Annotated in this window: 15 protein-coding genes; 9 read left to right on the plus strand and 6 right to left on the minus strand. The window is 72.5% G+C overall.

Annotated features, from left to right (window positions below; genetic code table 11):
- Nucleotides 1-94 precede the first annotated feature (94 nt).
- Entirely contained in the window at nucleotides 95-328 is a 234-nt protein-coding gene (locus GA0070214_RS18415; protein WP_091264907.1) for a hypothetical protein, read from the plus strand.
- Here GA0070214_RS18415 and GA0070214_RS18420 read toward each other — a convergent pair.
- From GA0070214_RS18420 to dnaA, 6 genes are all read right to left on the minus strand, one after another.
- Entirely contained in the window at nucleotides 319-933 is a 615-nt protein-coding gene (locus tag GA0070214_RS18420; RefSeq protein WP_091264911.1) for a DciA family protein, read from the minus strand. The two genes, GA0070214_RS18415 and GA0070214_RS18420, sit on opposite strands and share 10 nt — an antisense overlap.
- On the minus strand, nucleotides 923-2,056 hold the full coding sequence (recF, locus tag GA0070214_RS18425) for a DNA replication/repair protein RecF (protein WP_091264915.1): 1,134 nt from the start codon (nucleotides 2,054-2,056) through the stop codon (nucleotides 923-925). Before recF ends, GA0070214_RS18420 begins: the two co-directional genes overlap by 11 nt.
- 16 nt (nucleotides 2,057-2,072) lie before the next feature.
- On the minus strand, nucleotides 2,073-2,945 hold the full coding sequence (gnd, locus tag GA0070214_RS18430) for a phosphogluconate dehydrogenase (NAD(+)-dependent, decarboxylating) (protein ID WP_091264918.1): 873 nt from the start codon (nucleotides 2,943-2,945) through the stop codon (nucleotides 2,073-2,075).
- Nucleotides 2,946-2,985: 40 nt separating this feature from the next.
- Nucleotides 2,986-4,119, minus strand: a complete 1,134-nt coding sequence (gene dnaN / locus GA0070214_RS18435; RefSeq protein ID WP_091264922.1) for a DNA polymerase III subunit beta — start codon at nucleotides 4,117-4,119, stop codon at nucleotides 2,986-2,988.
- Between the two features lie 211 nt (nucleotides 4,120-4,330).
- Nucleotides 4,331-4,603, minus strand: a complete 273-nt coding sequence (locus GA0070214_RS31530; protein WP_139141873.1) for a hypothetical protein — start codon at nucleotides 4,601-4,603, stop codon at nucleotides 4,331-4,333.
- 276 nt (nucleotides 4,604-4,879) lie between these two features.
- Nucleotides 4,880-6,715, minus strand: a complete 1,836-nt coding sequence (gene dnaA / locus GA0070214_RS18440) for a chromosomal replication initiator protein DnaA (protein WP_091264925.1) — start codon at nucleotides 6,713-6,715, stop codon at nucleotides 4,880-4,882.
- 573 nt (nucleotides 6,716-7,288) lie between these two features.
- Between dnaA and rpmH the strand changes: the two genes are divergently transcribed.
- The 8 genes from rpmH (at nucleotide 7,289) to GA0070214_RS18480 (ending at nucleotide 14,035) form a co-directional block, all read left to right on the plus strand.
- A complete protein-coding gene (gene rpmH, locus GA0070214_RS18445) occupies nucleotides 7,289-7,426 on the plus strand; it encodes a 50S ribosomal protein L34 (RefSeq protein WP_013736606.1) in 138 nt (45 codons plus the stop codon).
- A gap of 34 nt (nucleotides 7,427-7,460) precedes the next feature.
- The gene (gene rnpA / locus GA0070214_RS18450) at nucleotides 7,461-7,874 is read left to right on the plus strand and encodes a ribonuclease P protein component (protein ID WP_091264929.1); all 414 of its coding nucleotides are present in this window, start codon (nucleotides 7,461-7,463) and stop codon (nucleotides 7,872-7,874) included.
- Between the two features lie 41 nt (nucleotides 7,875-7,915).
- Nucleotides 7,916-8,155, plus strand: a complete 240-nt coding sequence (gene yidD, locus GA0070214_RS18455; RefSeq protein ID WP_013477538.1) for a membrane protein insertion efficiency factor YidD — start codon at nucleotides 7,916-7,918, stop codon at nucleotides 8,153-8,155.
- A complete protein-coding gene (gene yidC, locus GA0070214_RS18460; RefSeq protein WP_091264937.1) occupies nucleotides 8,156-9,154 on the plus strand; it encodes a membrane protein insertase YidC in 999 nt (332 codons plus the stop codon).
- Between the two features lie 215 nt (nucleotides 9,155-9,369).
- Complete coding sequence (locus GA0070214_RS18465) at nucleotides 9,370-9,954, plus strand: Jag family protein (RefSeq protein WP_091264940.1); 585 nt, start codon at nucleotides 9,370-9,372, stop codon at nucleotides 9,952-9,954.
- Nucleotides 9,955-10,556: 602 nt separating this feature from the next.
- The gene (gene rsmG / locus GA0070214_RS18470) at nucleotides 10,557-11,336 is read left to right on the plus strand and encodes a 16S rRNA (guanine(527)-N(7))-methyltransferase RsmG (protein ID WP_244167768.1); all 780 of its coding nucleotides are present in this window, start codon (nucleotides 10,557-10,559) and stop codon (nucleotides 11,334-11,336) included.
- A gap of 590 nt (nucleotides 11,337-11,926) precedes the next feature.
- Nucleotides 11,927-12,952 (plus strand): ParA family protein, encoded by a 1,026-nt coding sequence (locus tag GA0070214_RS32835; protein WP_377463000.1) that lies wholly within the window; start codon nucleotides 11,927-11,929, stop codon nucleotides 12,950-12,952.
- A gap of 27 nt (nucleotides 12,953-12,979) precedes the next feature.
- Nucleotides 12,980-14,035, plus strand: a complete 1,056-nt coding sequence (locus GA0070214_RS18480) for a ParB/RepB/Spo0J family partition protein (protein ID WP_091264947.1) — start codon at nucleotides 12,980-12,982, stop codon at nucleotides 14,033-14,035.
- Nucleotides 14,036-14,050: the final 15 nt, after the last annotated feature.

Raw genomic sequence — 14,050 nt, forward strand, 5'->3', positions numbered from 1 at the left:
CTCGTCCTCCTCGTCGTCGGTTGCGATCGTAGCAACGATTGGTGTACCAATTGTTGCTACGCCAATGATACGCGGCCGGGGAGAGGGCGGGCGGATGAGCGACGACGAGCAGGTGGGCGACGCCTCCGGCAAGGGCGGCCGCCTGATGGGCTGGGTGTTCCGCAACCTGGCCGGCCCCTCCCAGGTGCAGGGCGCCGTGCAGGGCGGCTCACGGCTGGCCCGCGAGGCCTGGAAGCAGGACCTGGAGCGCCGCAAGCAGTGGAGCCGCGAGCAGCGGGAGCTCAAGCGCGCCCGGCGCGAGGCACGCCGCGCCGACCGTCAGCCGTAGGTGTCGCGCGGGCCGCGGCCCCGCACCCGGCGCGGGCCGCGCGACCACGAGGGCGCGGCCGGACCGTGGATGTGCAGCTTGCGCACCACGTTGTGGCCCACCTCGCTGGCGATCTGCTTGAGCAGCGAGCCGGCGAGCAGCCGCAGCTGGGTGGCCCACGCCGTCGAGCGGGCCTCCACGGTCAGCTCGCCGTTCTCCAGCTTCACCGGGCGGCTGTGCTGCGCCACGTCCGGCCCGACCACCCGCTCCCATGCGCCGAAGACCGTCGCCTCGGCCGCCGGCTGCTGCCAGCCGCGCGCCTTCACCAGCTTGTCCAGCACCGCGCCGAGCGGCTGCGGGTCGCGCGGATCCGGCCCCGGGCCGGAGTAGCCGCGCAACCGCTTCTCCCCGTCGCCACGGATCGCGCTACGCCGACGGGTGCCGGCCGCCGCCTGCCGACGGGCCTTCGCCGCGTCCAGCACCGCCCGGGCCAGCTCCGGCCCGGACGCACCCTCCGGCAGGTCCGCGCCGGCCGCACCGCCCGCCTTCGCTTCCGGCCCCTCCGGGGTACGCCCACCGCGTCCCGGCCCCAGCCGTGCGGGCGGGAGCTGCACCTCATCCGACACGGCGTACCGTCCCCTCGCCCACCGCGTACCGGGTGCCCCGCAGGGTCGCCGGCACGTCGTCGTCCACCGCGCAGGTCACCAGGAGCTGGCTCGCGCCGCCCACCAGCTCGGCCAGCCGCTCCCGACGGCCGGCGTCCAGCTCGGCGAAGACGTCGTCCAGCACCAGCACCGGCTCGATCCCGTCGGCGCGCAGCAGGTCGTACCCGGCCAGCCGCAGCGCCAGCGCGTACGACCAGGACTCGCCGTGGCTGGCGTAGCCCTTGGCGGGCAGCGGGCCGAGGGTCAGCGCCAGGTCGTCCCGGTGCGGACCGACCAGCGTGGTGCCCCGCTCGACCTCCGCCGACCGGTTCGCGGTCAGCGCGGCGGCGAGCGCCTCGACCAGCGCCGCCCGGTCGGTGGTCGCCTCGGGCAGCTCCACCGACGGCCGGTACGCGATCCCCGCCGCCCCCCGGCCCGCCGCCACCGCGTCGTACGCCTTCGCCACGTGCGGGGTCAGCGCGGCGACCAGCTCCAGCCGGCCGGCGAGCAGCTCCGCCCCGTGGTGTGCCAGGTGGGTGTCCCAGACGGCGAGGGTGGACAGGTCCCCACCCCGCGAGCCGCCCGTCTTCCGGGCCAGGTACGCCGTCCGCAGCAGCGCGTTGCGCTGCTTGACCACCCGCTCGTAGTCGGCGCGCACCCCGGCGTACCGGGGCTGGCGGGTGACCAGCAGGTCGTCCAGGTAGCGGCGGCGCTCGGCCGGATCCCCGCGGACCAGTTCCAGGTCCTCCGGGGCGAAGAGCACCAGCCGCAGCGCGCCGAGCACGTCCCGGGCGCGGCGGGCCGGGGAGCGGCCCAGCCGGGCCCGGTTGGCCTTGCCCGGGACGATCTCCAGCTCGACCAGCAGCTCCCGGCCCTCGTGCACCACCGCGCAGCGGATCACCGCCGAGGTGGCGCCCATCCGGACCAGCGGGGCGTCCGTGGCGACGCGGTGCGAGTCCAGGGTCGCCACGTAGCCCAACGCCTCGACCAGGTTGGTCTTGCCGACGCCGTTGGCGCCGACCAGCACGTTCGGGCCCGGCTCCAGGTCGACGCCGACCCGCTCGTAGGAGCGGAAGTCGACAAGTTCGAGCCGGCGGACGTACACAGGCTGTGGATGCCGGTCAGCGCTTGCGGACGGCGTGCCCGCCGAACTGCTGGCGCAGCGCGGCGACGGCCTTCATGGCGGGCGAGTCGTCCTGCCGCGAGGCGAACCGGGCGAACAGCGAGGCGGTGATGACGTTCAGCGGGACGGCCAGCCGGACCGCCTCGTCGACCGTCCAGCGGCCCTCGCCGGTGTCCTCGGTGTAGCCGCTCAGCTCGGCCAGCTCCGGGTCCTCGTCGAGCGCCCGATCGAGCAGGTCGAGCAGCCAGGACCGGACCACGGTGCCCTCGCGCCAGGACTTGAAGACGCCCGGCACGTTGGTCACCAGCTCGGAGGCGGCCAGCAGCTCGTAGCCCTCGGCGTAGGCGTGCATCAGGCCGTACTCGATGCCGTTGTGCACCATCTTGGCGTAGTGGCCGGCGCCGACGGGACCGGCGTGCACGAAGCCGAACTCGCCCTCGGGCTTGAGCGCCTCGAAGATCGGCATCAGCCGCCCGACGTGCTCCTGTGCGCCACCGACCATCAGGGCGTAGCCGTTCTGCTTGCCCCAGACGCCGCCGGAGACGCCGACGTCGATGTAGCCGATGCCCTGCTCGTTGAGGCGCTCGGCGCGCGGGGCGTCGTCGCTGAACCGCGAGTTGCCGCCGTCGATGATGATGTCGCCCTCGCCGAGGACGCCGGCGAGCTCGTCGATGGTGGCGTCGGTGACGCCGGCCGGGACCATCACCCAGACCGCGCGGGGCGACTCCAGCTTGTCGGCCAGCTCCGCGAGGCTCGCGACGTCGCTCAGCTCCGCGTTGCGGTCGTAACCGACCACCTCGTGACCGGCGGCGCGCAACCGCTCGCGCATGTTGCCGCCCATCCGGCCGAGTCCTACCAGGCCGAGCTGCATCTGCTCCTACCTCCGTACGTCTGGGTGGTGCTGCCGTCGATCAGCGGGACACGCGGATCGGCATGATGAGGTACCGGTACCCCGGGATGACCTCGCCATCCTCGCCCGCGGGCGAAATCACCGCGGGCTTGAAGGCGTCGACGAACGCCAGCTGGGCGTGCTGGGCGCCCAGGTTGGTCAGGCCGTCGATGAGGTACTGCGGGTTGAAGCCGATGGTCAGCGGGTCACCCGTGAAGGTCGCCTCCATGGCCTCGCTGGCCCGGGCCTCCTCGGTGCCGCCGGCCTCGACCACCAGGCCGTCGGAGCTGAAGCTGAGCAGCACCGGGGTGGTCCGCTCGGCGACCAGTGCCACGCGCTTGACCACCTCGATGAGCGTGGCGACCGGGACCCGGGCCTCGGCGTTGTGGTTGGCCGGGAAGAGCGAGCGCACCGGCGGGTAGTTGGCCCCGTCGAGCAGCCGGCTGGTGGTCCGGCGGGTGCCGCCGGAGAAGCCGATCATGCCCTCGCCGGCACCACCCTGGGAGAGCGCCATGGTCACGTGACCGCCGAGCGGGCCGAGGGCCTTGGCGGTGTCGTGCAGCGTGCGGGCCGGCACCAGCGCGTTGAGGCTGATCTCCGGGTCGTCCGGGTTCCACGCCATCTCGCGCAGGGCGAGGCGGTAGCGGTCGGTGGCGAGCATCGCCAGCGTGCTGCCGGACAGCTCGATCCGGACACCGGTCATCATCGGCAGCGTCTCGTCGCGACCGGCGGCCACGGCCACCTGGGCCACCGCGGCGGCGAAGGCGGCCGCGTCGACCGTGCCGGCGCTCTCCGGCATCTCCGGAAGGGTCGGGTAGTCCTCGACCGGCATGGTCGGCAGGGTGAATCGCGCACTGCCGCAGACCAGTTCCAGGTGCGCGCCGACGGCGGCGATGTCCACCGGCTTGGCCGGGAGCGCCTTGGTGATCTCGGCGAGCAGCCGGCCGGAGACCAGGGCGGCGCCGTCGGCGTCACCCTGTACCTCGACGGTGACCTGGCTGGAGACCTCGTAGTCGAAGCCGGAGACCTGGAGGTTGCCGTCGGTGACGCGGAGCATCACCCCGGCCAGCACCGGAACGGAAGGTCGGTTGGGCAGGCTCTTGGCGGTCCACGCGACCGCCTCGGCGAGCGCGTCGCGCTCCACTCGGAACTTCATCAATGCCTCCGCGTCGACGTCAGCGACAACTCTCTCATGCCGACCGCTGCCACCCGTCCCGCCCGACCGTGCGGGTACCCATCGCACCTTAGGGCGCGTGGGCATCGGCTGTGCGCCCGACCCCGTGGATCCAGGTGCCCGGGCGACTGCCGGCGGCAGTGCTCCGGCCCGATCCACAGGAAGTCCAACGGTGATGATTGGTTTTTGTTGTTTAGAAGAGATAACTCATCGTCTTCATCGCACCTGTGCAAACTGTGGAGAACCGCCGTCCGCGCAGGTCAGACAGGTTATCCACCGGTGGTTTCGCTGTGGAGAACCAGGGGTACAACCCGTGTCCCGGTCCACAGCCGTCGCCGGCCGCCGGGTTTTCCACGGCTGTCCACCGGTTGTCCACCGCTAATCCACCGGGTTTCTCCCCAGTGTTGTGGACGGCGCCGACGGCGTCGACCGTCGTCATCCCCAGAACCTTCAACAGCTCGCCCACAGGCCGACCGTCGTCGGTGGACAACGAGACCGTTGTCCCCAGGCGTCCACAGCGTCGTCCCCAGAGGTTGTCCACAGTCTGTGGGTAACCGGACGGGGACCGAGCGTGGTTTTCCACCGTCTGTGGAACAGGGGATGTGGACAACCGGGTCGAGGTGTGGATGAACACGACTCTGATCCTGGGCCCTGCACCGGGTCGAGGGTCAAGCGCGGGGCGTACACCGGCACGAAAAAGCCCGGCCGGTGGTCCGGCCGGGCATCGCGGTTCGCGTACGGATCAGGTGGTCTGCTTGATCCGGTTGGTCAGCTCGGCGATCTGGTTGTAGAGCGAGCGCCGCTCCGCCATCTGCTGGCGGATCTTCCGGTCGGCGTGCATGACGGTGGTGTGGTCCCGGCCGCCGAACGCCTGCCCGATCCGGGGCAGCGACAGGTCGGTCAACTCCCGGCACAGGTACATGGCCACCTGGCGGGCGTTGACGAGCACCCGGGACCGCGAATGGCCGCGCAGGTCCTCCAGGCTCACCCCGAAGTAGTCCGCCGTGGAGACCATGATCTGGTCGGCGGTGATCTCCGGGCCGGCGCCGTCCGGGATGAAGTCCCGCAGCACCTCCTCGGCCAGCGACAGCTCCACCGACGAGCGGGTGAGGCTGGCGAACGCGGTGACCCGGATCAGCGCGCCCTCGAGTTCCCGGATGGAGTTCGACACCCGGGAGGCGATGAACTCCAGCACGTCCGGCGGGGCGAACAGCCGCTCCTGCGCCGCCTTCTTCTGCAGGATCGCGATCCGCGTCTCCAGGTCCGGCGGCTGGATGTCGGCGAGCAGACCCCACTCGAACCGCGTCCGCAGCCGGTCCTCCAGCGTCGCCAGCTGCTTCGGCGAGCGGTCGGACGTGATCACGATCTGCTTGTTGGCGTTGTGCAGGGTGTTGAAGGTGTGGAAGAACTCCTCCTGGGTCCGTTCCCGGTTCTCCAGGAACTGGATGTCGTCGATCAGGAGGATGTCGACGTCACGGTAGCGGCGCTGGAACGCGCTGGTCTTGTCGTCGCGCAGCGAGTTGATGAAGTCGTTCGTGAACTCCTCGGTCGAGACGTACCGGACCGAGCGGGCGTTGCCCAGCGTCGTGGCGTAGTGCCCGATGGCGTGCAGCAAATGGGTCTTGCCCAGCCCGGAACTGCCGTAGATGAAGAGCGGGTTGTACGCCTTCGCCGGCGACTCGGCCACCGCGACGCTCGCCGCGTGGGCGAAGCGGTTCGACGAGCCGATGACGAACGTCTCGAACATGTACTTCGGGTTGAGCCGGTTGCCGCCGCTCTCCGCGCCGCTGGGCATCCGCCGGTCGGGCTGGCCGCCCGGGCGGTGGTCCGGGCCGCCGCGGCCGGGACCGCTGTCGGTGGCGCCGTCCCGGGGCAGGCCTCGCAGCGGCGCAACGTCGGCCCGCCCGGGCGCCTCCCGGTAGCGGGGCTCGTAGCCGCCGGCGTTGGGGGCGGACGGTTCGACCCGGGGCGGCTCGTCGAAGGCCCGGCGCTCGGGGGCGGCGCGCAGCGGCTCGGCGAAGGCGGCGCTGAACAGCGTGTCCTGCCCGTCCCGACTGGCCGGGATGAGCTGCGGCCGGTTGCCGTCGGCGGTGCGCTGCCGGGGGGCCGGCTCCTCGACGGGCGGCTCCGGACGCGGATCCGCGTAGGCGGGGACCTCCGGCCGGGCCGGGGGGAAGCCCAGCCCCGGGAAGCCGGGCGCGGCGTCGGCCGGGCCGGGCTGGTCGAAGCCGGCGAGCAGGTCCGCGGGGCCGTCGGGCTCGGCGACGGGCTCCGGGGTGGCGCGGTAGACGGTGCCGGCCGGGCGGCCGCCCGGGTCCTCGGCGACGCGCACCGTGACGGCGACCTGGATGGGCCGGCCGAGCCGGCGGCTCAACGCCTCGGTGATGGCCGGGCGGAGGCGGGACTCGATCACGTCCCGGGTGAAGGCGTCCGGCACCGAGAGCAGCGCGGTGTCCTCGACGATCGCCCGGAGCCGGGTCAGCCGGAGGTACGCCCGCTGTTGCGCGGAGATGATCTCGTCGGCGAGCTCGTCGGTCGTCGCCGTCCACACCGCGGCAAGGTCGTTCGCTCCGGTCACCGTCGTGCCACCCCCTCGCCTCTCCTCACGCCCGCCCGGACGGCTGACCGGTCGTCATCCACAAGTTATCCACAGCCTGTGTACCGACCGATTGTGGCCGCCCACCGGACGCGGGTCGGACCTGCCCCCTGGTTCCCGGAGGCGCTGAAGCGGGTTCACCGTGCCGAACGATTCACTACCTTGTCCGGTCTTGCCGGTCGGCGACAAACCCAGGACCCCCGACGCCGACCGCAATCGGGCACGCTAACAGCGCGGACCCCGCGCCATCAACCGTCGACACCGGGGCAGCCTTGTCAACATCAGTGAAAACCGCCCCTTCGGTCGCGCTTCCGGCGCTGGTCACGGACCGGGTGTGAGGTTTGACGGTCATTGCCCCCTGCGTAGGCTGGAGGGGCTGCTCTGTCGCCCTCTGCTAGGGTGATGGGTGCTTGCTGTCCGCGGTCATCTCCCCGCACCGCCGGGGCCCCGCGCCGCCGGGCAGCACCGATCGGAGGCCACCGTAGCGGTGGCCTGGACCACCACACGACCCCGGGCGATCCCCCGCGCGGGGCGTACGACAACGGAGAGCCTGACGTGAGCAAGCGCACCTACCAGCCGAACAACCGCCGGCGCGCGAAGACCCACGGCTTCCGGCTGCGCATGCGCACCCGTGCCGGCCGCGCCATCATCTCGACCCGTCGCGCCAAGGGCCGCGCCCGCCTGTCGGCCTGAGGCCGACCGGTCCGGTCCGGGGACGTGGGCAGTCGTGCTGGCCGCCGCCGAGCGACTGCGGCGCAGTAGCGACTTCGCCGCAGCGGTCCGGGGTGGCCGACGCGTCGGCCGTGGCGCCGTCGTGGTGCACCTGACCCTTCCCCAGCAGACCGGATCCACCGCGACAACCTCGCCGGAGCCGGCGCGGAGCAGCGGTGCGGAGACCTCCGCACCCCGCCGCGCCGGCTTCGTCGTGTCCAAGGCCGTCGGCAACGCCGTGGTCCGGAACACCGTCCGCCGCCGGCTCCGCCACCTGGTCCGCGAGCGGCTGGCCGACCTGCCCGCCGGCAGCACCCTTGTCGTACGCGCGCTGCCGCCGGCCGCCCAGGCGTCGTACGCCCGGCTCGGGGCCGACCTGGACGCCGCCCTCGCCGCGGCGCGCTCCCCCCGGGGTCGGCGGTCCCGGTGACCGAACACACTGCCGCGCCGCGGCCCACCACCGGTGCCCGCATGCTGCTGGCGCCCATCATCGCGTACCGTCGGTGGATAAGTCCGGCACTGCCGGCCCGCTGCCGGTTCTACCCGTCGTGCAGTGCCTACGCCGTCGAGGCGGTGTCCCGGCACGGTGCGCTGCGGGGAGCCTGGCTGACGGTCCGGCGGCTGTCGCGCTGCCACCCCTTCCATCCAGGTGGACACGACCCGGTGCCGGAGCCGGGCGACCGCCGCCGTTCCGACGTGACTGGAGCCTGAGTGTTTAGTCTCGACTGGATCTACTACGCGATCTCGTGGATCCTGCTGACCTGGCACTCGGCCTGGGACGCCATCGGGGTCTCGGTCGACGCCGTGATCGGCACGAACTGGGCCTGGATCCTCTCCATCATCTTCCTGGTGGTCACGGTCCGGGTGATCCTGTTCCCGGTCTTCGTCAAGCAGATCAAGTCGCAGCGGGCCATGCAGGCGCTCCAGCCCAAGGTCAAGGAGCTGCAGGAGAAGCACAAGGGGGACCGGGAGACGCTCCAGAAGGAGATGATGGAGCTCTACCGGAAGGAAAAGGCCAACCCGCTCATGGGCTGCCTTCCGATGTTCCTCCAGATCCCGGTCTTCCTCGGCCTGTTCCACACGCTCAAGCGGCTCAACCCCGACAACCAGGGCAAGACCCTGTATGGCTGGACCGTCGAGCAGTTCAACAGCGCCTCGAACGCGAAGCTCTTCTCCGCCCCGATCTCCGGAAAGTTCGGCTCCACGGCCGCCGAGATGGCGTCGCTCGGCGCGAACCTCACCACCGTGAAGATCGTCGCCGGCGTGCTGGTCTGCATCATGATCGCCACCACCTACCTGACCAGCCGGCAGATGATCCTCAAGACCGGTTGGGCGGAGGACCCGCAGCAGCGCATGGTGCAGCGGCTGATGCTCTACGGCATCCCGTTCTCGCTGCTCATCTCGGGCGCAATCTTCCCGATCGGTGTGATCATCTACTGGGTCACCAACAACCTCTTCACTCTCGGCCAGCAGCAGTGGGTGCTGCGGAAGTTCCCGCCGCTGGTGCCGCCGAAGAGCAGCACCGCCGGGAAGGCCACCGGTGGCAAGACCGCCCAGCCGGTCAAGACCGGTGGCCTGCTCGGCCGCAAGACCGCCCAGCCGGCCGTCAAGGCCCCGGCCGCCGCCCCCAAGGTGGCCGGCCCGAAGCCCGGCGCCAAGCCGGTCAACCCGAAGAAGAGCGGCGGTCGCCCCGCCAAGCGACAGGGCTGAGCCCGCCGGGCCGCCGCCGGAGATCCGGTGGCGGCCCGTTCCGGCCCCGAGCTGCCACCGAGAAGGTCGGCGCCGGGCCGGAACCGCCGCGCGGAGCGCGGTCACGGGCGAAACTGGCCCGTACAGACGTGCCCGAGGGCACCGGCGAACCTCCCGCCGGCCCCGGGAAACCAGCGGACCCGACGGTCCGGCCGAGCGAGTACGGAGATGAGACCGTGACCGACACCAGCATCCCCAGCGCCGACCAGTCCCTGGACGAGGACACCGCGCCGGCCGCCACCACGGAGGAGGCCGAGGAGGCCCAGTCCGAGGCCCGGGAGAAGAAGGCACCCGCCGACAGCGACCTGTTCCGGCAGAGCGAGATCGCTGCCGACTACGTCGAGGGCCTGCTCGACATCCTCGACTACGACGGCGACATCGATGAGCTGGTCTCCGGCGGCCGCCCGGTCGTCGAGGTGGTCGGCGCTCGCCTGCAGAACCTGGTCGGCCAGCGCGGCGCCACCCTGGAGGCGCTGCAGGAGCTGGCCCGGCTGGCGGTGTTCCGGCAGACCGGTTCGCCGAGCCGCCTGCTGCTCGACGTGGGCGGCTACCGCGCCGCCCGCCGCAAGGAGCTGGCCGCCGTCGCCAAGAACGCGGTGGAGAAGGTCAAGGAGCACGGCGAGCCGGTGCGCCTGGAGCCGATGTCCGCGTTCGAGCGCAAGTGCGTGCACGACGTGGTCAACGCGATGAGCGGCGTGGAGAGCGAGTCCGAGGGCGTCGAGCCGAACCGCCGCATCGTCGTCCGGCCGGTGACGGACTGACGGAGGTGGCCTCCGACGAGACGACGGCGGGTGCCGTTGCCGGCCCGGGCGGTACGCCGCCCGGGCCGTCGCCTGTCCACGGCGACCCGACCGTCGACCCGGTCTTCTCCGAGGGCGACGGCCCGGTCGACCCCACCTTCTCCGGTGAGCCCGCGTTCTCCGGCGAGACTCCCTTCTCCGGTGAACCCGCGTTCTCGGGGGAGGCGGTGACCGCCGGCGAGCCGGTTCCGGTGACGGGCGAGCATGTCGTCGCGGCCCACCCGGCCGCCGAGGTGACGCCGGCCTTCTCCGGGGAGTCGGAGGGGCGGGCCGAGCCGTCGGCGCGGGAGGAGTCCGTTGCCCCGGTGGGCGCGGTCGACCCGGTGTTTGCCGAGCCCACCCCGGTGGTTGCGGTCGACCCGGTGGTTGCCGAGCCCGCCCCCGTGGGCCCTGAGCGATCCCCCGCGGACCACCAGCCTTCCTCCGAGGGCCGTGGGCCGTCCGCCGCGGGCCGTGGGCCGTCCGCCGCGGGCCGCGAGGTCGAGGCCGGCGGCCGCGAGGTGGACGACCTGCCGTCCGGTGGCCGAAGCAACGCCGATCCGACCCGCGCGCTTCCGTCTCCTGTGGACGGTGCGAGCGGATCATCCGGCGACCAGCCCTCCGCTGCGGGTGCGACGTTGCCACCCGAACTGGCGGAGGCTGCCCGTGCCCTCTTCGGCGACCGGCTCGACCTGGCCGCCGCGTACGCCGAACTGCTGGCCACGGACGGTGTGGTGCGCGGCCTGATCGGCCCCCGCGAGACGCCCCGGCTCTGGGACCGGCACCTGCTCAACTGCGCGGCGATGGCCGAGCGGATCCCGGAGGGCGCCAGCCTGATCGACGTCGGCTCCGGGGCCGGCCTGCCCGGCCTGGTGCTGGCGATCGCGCGGCCCGACCTCACGGTGACCCTGGTCGAGCCGCTCGCCCGGCGCACCGCCTTCCTCATCGAGGCGGTGCAGCAACTGGGGCTGACCAGATGCGTCCGGGTGTTCCGCGGGCGCGCCGAGGAGGCCGCCGCCGGCTCCCGGGACCGGGAGCCGCTGACTGCCGACATCGTCACCGCGCGCGCGGTGGCCCCGCTGGACCGGCTTGCCGCCTGGTGCCTTCCGCTGGCGGTGCCCGGTGGCCGGCTGGTGGCGCTCAAGGGTGCCTCCGCCGCCGAGGAGATCGCCGAGCACGCCGCCGCGGTGGCGCGGCTCGGCGGGGGCGAGCCGGAGCTGCACCGGTGCGGGGTCGACGTGATCGACCCACCCGCGACGGTGATCGAGGTGGTTCGCGAGCGGGTGGTCGGTCCGGCCAGAAAGAAGGGGCCGAAGCGCTCGCGGGGCGGCCGACGCCGGGGCGCGCAGGGCCGGGATCGCTGACGCCCCAAGGCTTTCCCGACGCCCGTCCGGTCGTTGGTCCGAATGGGCGTGAGCTGATCGATCAGAACCCGACGTGGACCCGCTGCGCCCGTCGGCCGTAGGCTGGCCGCGCGCCGATAGTGTGGAGCGGCGGTGCCGGGCGGCACCCGAACCGGACCGTTCCCACCGGGCCGGTGACGCCGCGCGGCGAGCGCGGGGGCCTGAGAGACGGGTGCGGACCGACCATCCGGAGCGGGCAGGGATGACAGGTGCATGACGACGGCAGGTACGACGATCCGCGGGTGACCGGGCCAGGCGAGCGACCCTCCGCCACCGGCCCCGTTTCACGTGAAACCAACTTCGAGGGCTGGCCGCCGAGCGGTGAGCCCCACGACCCGTCCACGCGTCCGCCGGACTGTGAGCCGGTGGTGCGCCGGGACGTACCCCAGGCCGGCGCCGTGCGTCCTACCTCGTCCGTGCCGGCGAACGTCCCGCCGGCCCGGGATCCGCACGACCCGAACGGCGGCCCGGCCAACGCACCCGCCTCCCGTCCGGCCCCGGTACGCGGAAACGCCGCGGTCCCCGCGCGCTACGAGCCGCAGCCGCCGGCGGTGGCCGTGCCGCAGCAGCCGACACCGGAGACCGCACCGGACGTGGCGGCTGGCGCGGTCGCACCGTCCGACACGCCACCGGCTGCCGGCTACGGCGCCGAAGCCCCGGCGAGCACGTACGTTTCACGTGAAACCCCGACGCGCGAAGAGGATGACCCACCGTTGGCTATGGAGGCTATGCGCGCCGTGCAGATCCTGAACCCCAGTGGTGAGGTCACCATGCCTCGCCCCGAACGGACCCGGGTGATGTGCGTCGCCAACCAGAAGGGTGGCGTCGGCAAGACCACGACCACGGTGAACCTGGCGGTGGCGCTCGCCCTGCACGGCAACCGGGTGCTCGTGGTCGACCTCGACCCGCAGGGCAACGCCTCCACCGGGCTCAACGTGCCGCACCATACCGGGGTGCCGGACGTCTACGACTGCCTGATCGACAGCGTGCCGCTGGAGGAGGTGGCCCAGGCCGTCGAGGGAATCCCGAACCTGTGGTGCGTGCCGGCCACCATCGACCTCGCGGGCGCCGAGATCGAGCTGGTCTCCGTGGTCGCCCGGGAGTCCCGGCTGGCGCGGGCCATTGCCGCCTACCCGGGGCACTTCGACTACGTCTTCATCGACTGCCCGCCCTCGCTCGGCCTGCTCACCGTCAACGCGTTGGTCGCCGCGCAGGAGGTGCTGATCCCCATCCAGTGCGAGTACTACGCGCTGGAGGGTCTCAACCAGCTGATCCAGAACATCAATCTGGTTCGGCAGCACCTCAACCCGAAGCTCGAGGTCTCCACGATCCTGCTCACCATGTACGACCGCCGTACCCGGCTGGCCGACGCGGTGGAGCAGGACGTCCGGAACCACTTCGGGGACAAGGTGCTCGAGGCCGTGATCCCCCGGAACGTGCGGGTCTCCGAGGCGCCCAGCTACGGGCAGTCCGTGATGACCTACGATCCCGGTTCGCGGGGGGCCACGAGTTACTTCGAGGCCGCTCAGGAAATTGCCGAGCGAGGCGTCAAGGAGCCGGTGAGCCGGAATGCGTAGTGCGGAGAAGTCGCTGGGAGGCGTCGCATGAAGAACCGTCCTCGCGGCGGTCTGGGCCGAGGGCTCGGCGCCCTCATCCCCACCGGGCCCGTGCCGGGCAGCACCCCGGCGACCGCCGAACCCGAGAACGGTACGGCGCCGGCCGTTCCGGCCGCCCCCGTCGCCGGCGCGGCGGCGGCAGTGACCGGGGCCGTGGGTCCCGGCGACACGCCCGCACCGGCGACCCCCGCCATCGAGCCGGAGCCGCAACTGAGCCCGGTCCCCGGAGCCCGCTTCGCCGAGATCCCGGTCGACAGCATCGTGCCGAACCCCAAGCAGCCCCGGCACGTCTTCGACGAGGAGGCGCTGGAGGAGTTGAAGACCTCCATCCAGGAGGTGGGCTTCCTCCAGCCGATCGTCGTCCGGCAGCTCGACAGCGAGAAGTACGAACTCGTCATGGGCGAGCGGCGCTGGCGCGCGGCCCAGGCGGTCGGCCGGGAGAGCATCCCCGCCATCGTCCGGGACACCAAGGACGACGCGATGCTCCGGGACGCGCTGCTCGAGAACATCCACCGGGCGAACCTCAACCCGCTCGAAGAGGCCGCCGCGTACCAGCAGCTGCTGGAGGAGTTCGGCGCGACCCACGAGGAACTGGCCCGCCGGATCGGCCGCAGCCGGCCGCAGATCTCCAACACCATCCGGCTCATGAACCTGCCGGCCCAGGTGCAGCGCCGGGTCGCCGCCGGGGTGCTCTCCGCCGGCCACGCCCGCGCCCTGCTCAGCCTCGACGACTCCGAGGCGCAGGAGCAGCTCGCCAAGCGCATCGTCGCCGAGGGCATCTCCGTACGCGCCACCGAGGAGCTGGTGGCCCTGGCGCTCGCCGACGGCCCCGCGAAGGCCCCGGCCGCGAAGCGCCGGCCGAAGCCGCACGCGCCCGCGCTGACGGACCTCGCCGACCGGCTCTCCGACCGCTTCGACACCCGGGTCAAGGTCGACATCGGCCGGAGCAAGGGCAAGATCACGATCGAGTTCGCGACGGTCGACGACCTGGAGCGGATCGTCGGGATCATCGGTGTGGGGCAGGAGGAGCAGCCCGAGGAGTAGTCAGCCCCCGTCGCT

The sequence above is a fragment of the Micromonospora chaiyaphumensis genome, from assembly GCF_900091435.1.
GTDB classification, from domain to species: domain Bacteria; phylum Actinomycetota; class Actinomycetes; order Mycobacteriales; family Micromonosporaceae; genus Micromonospora; species Micromonospora chaiyaphumensis.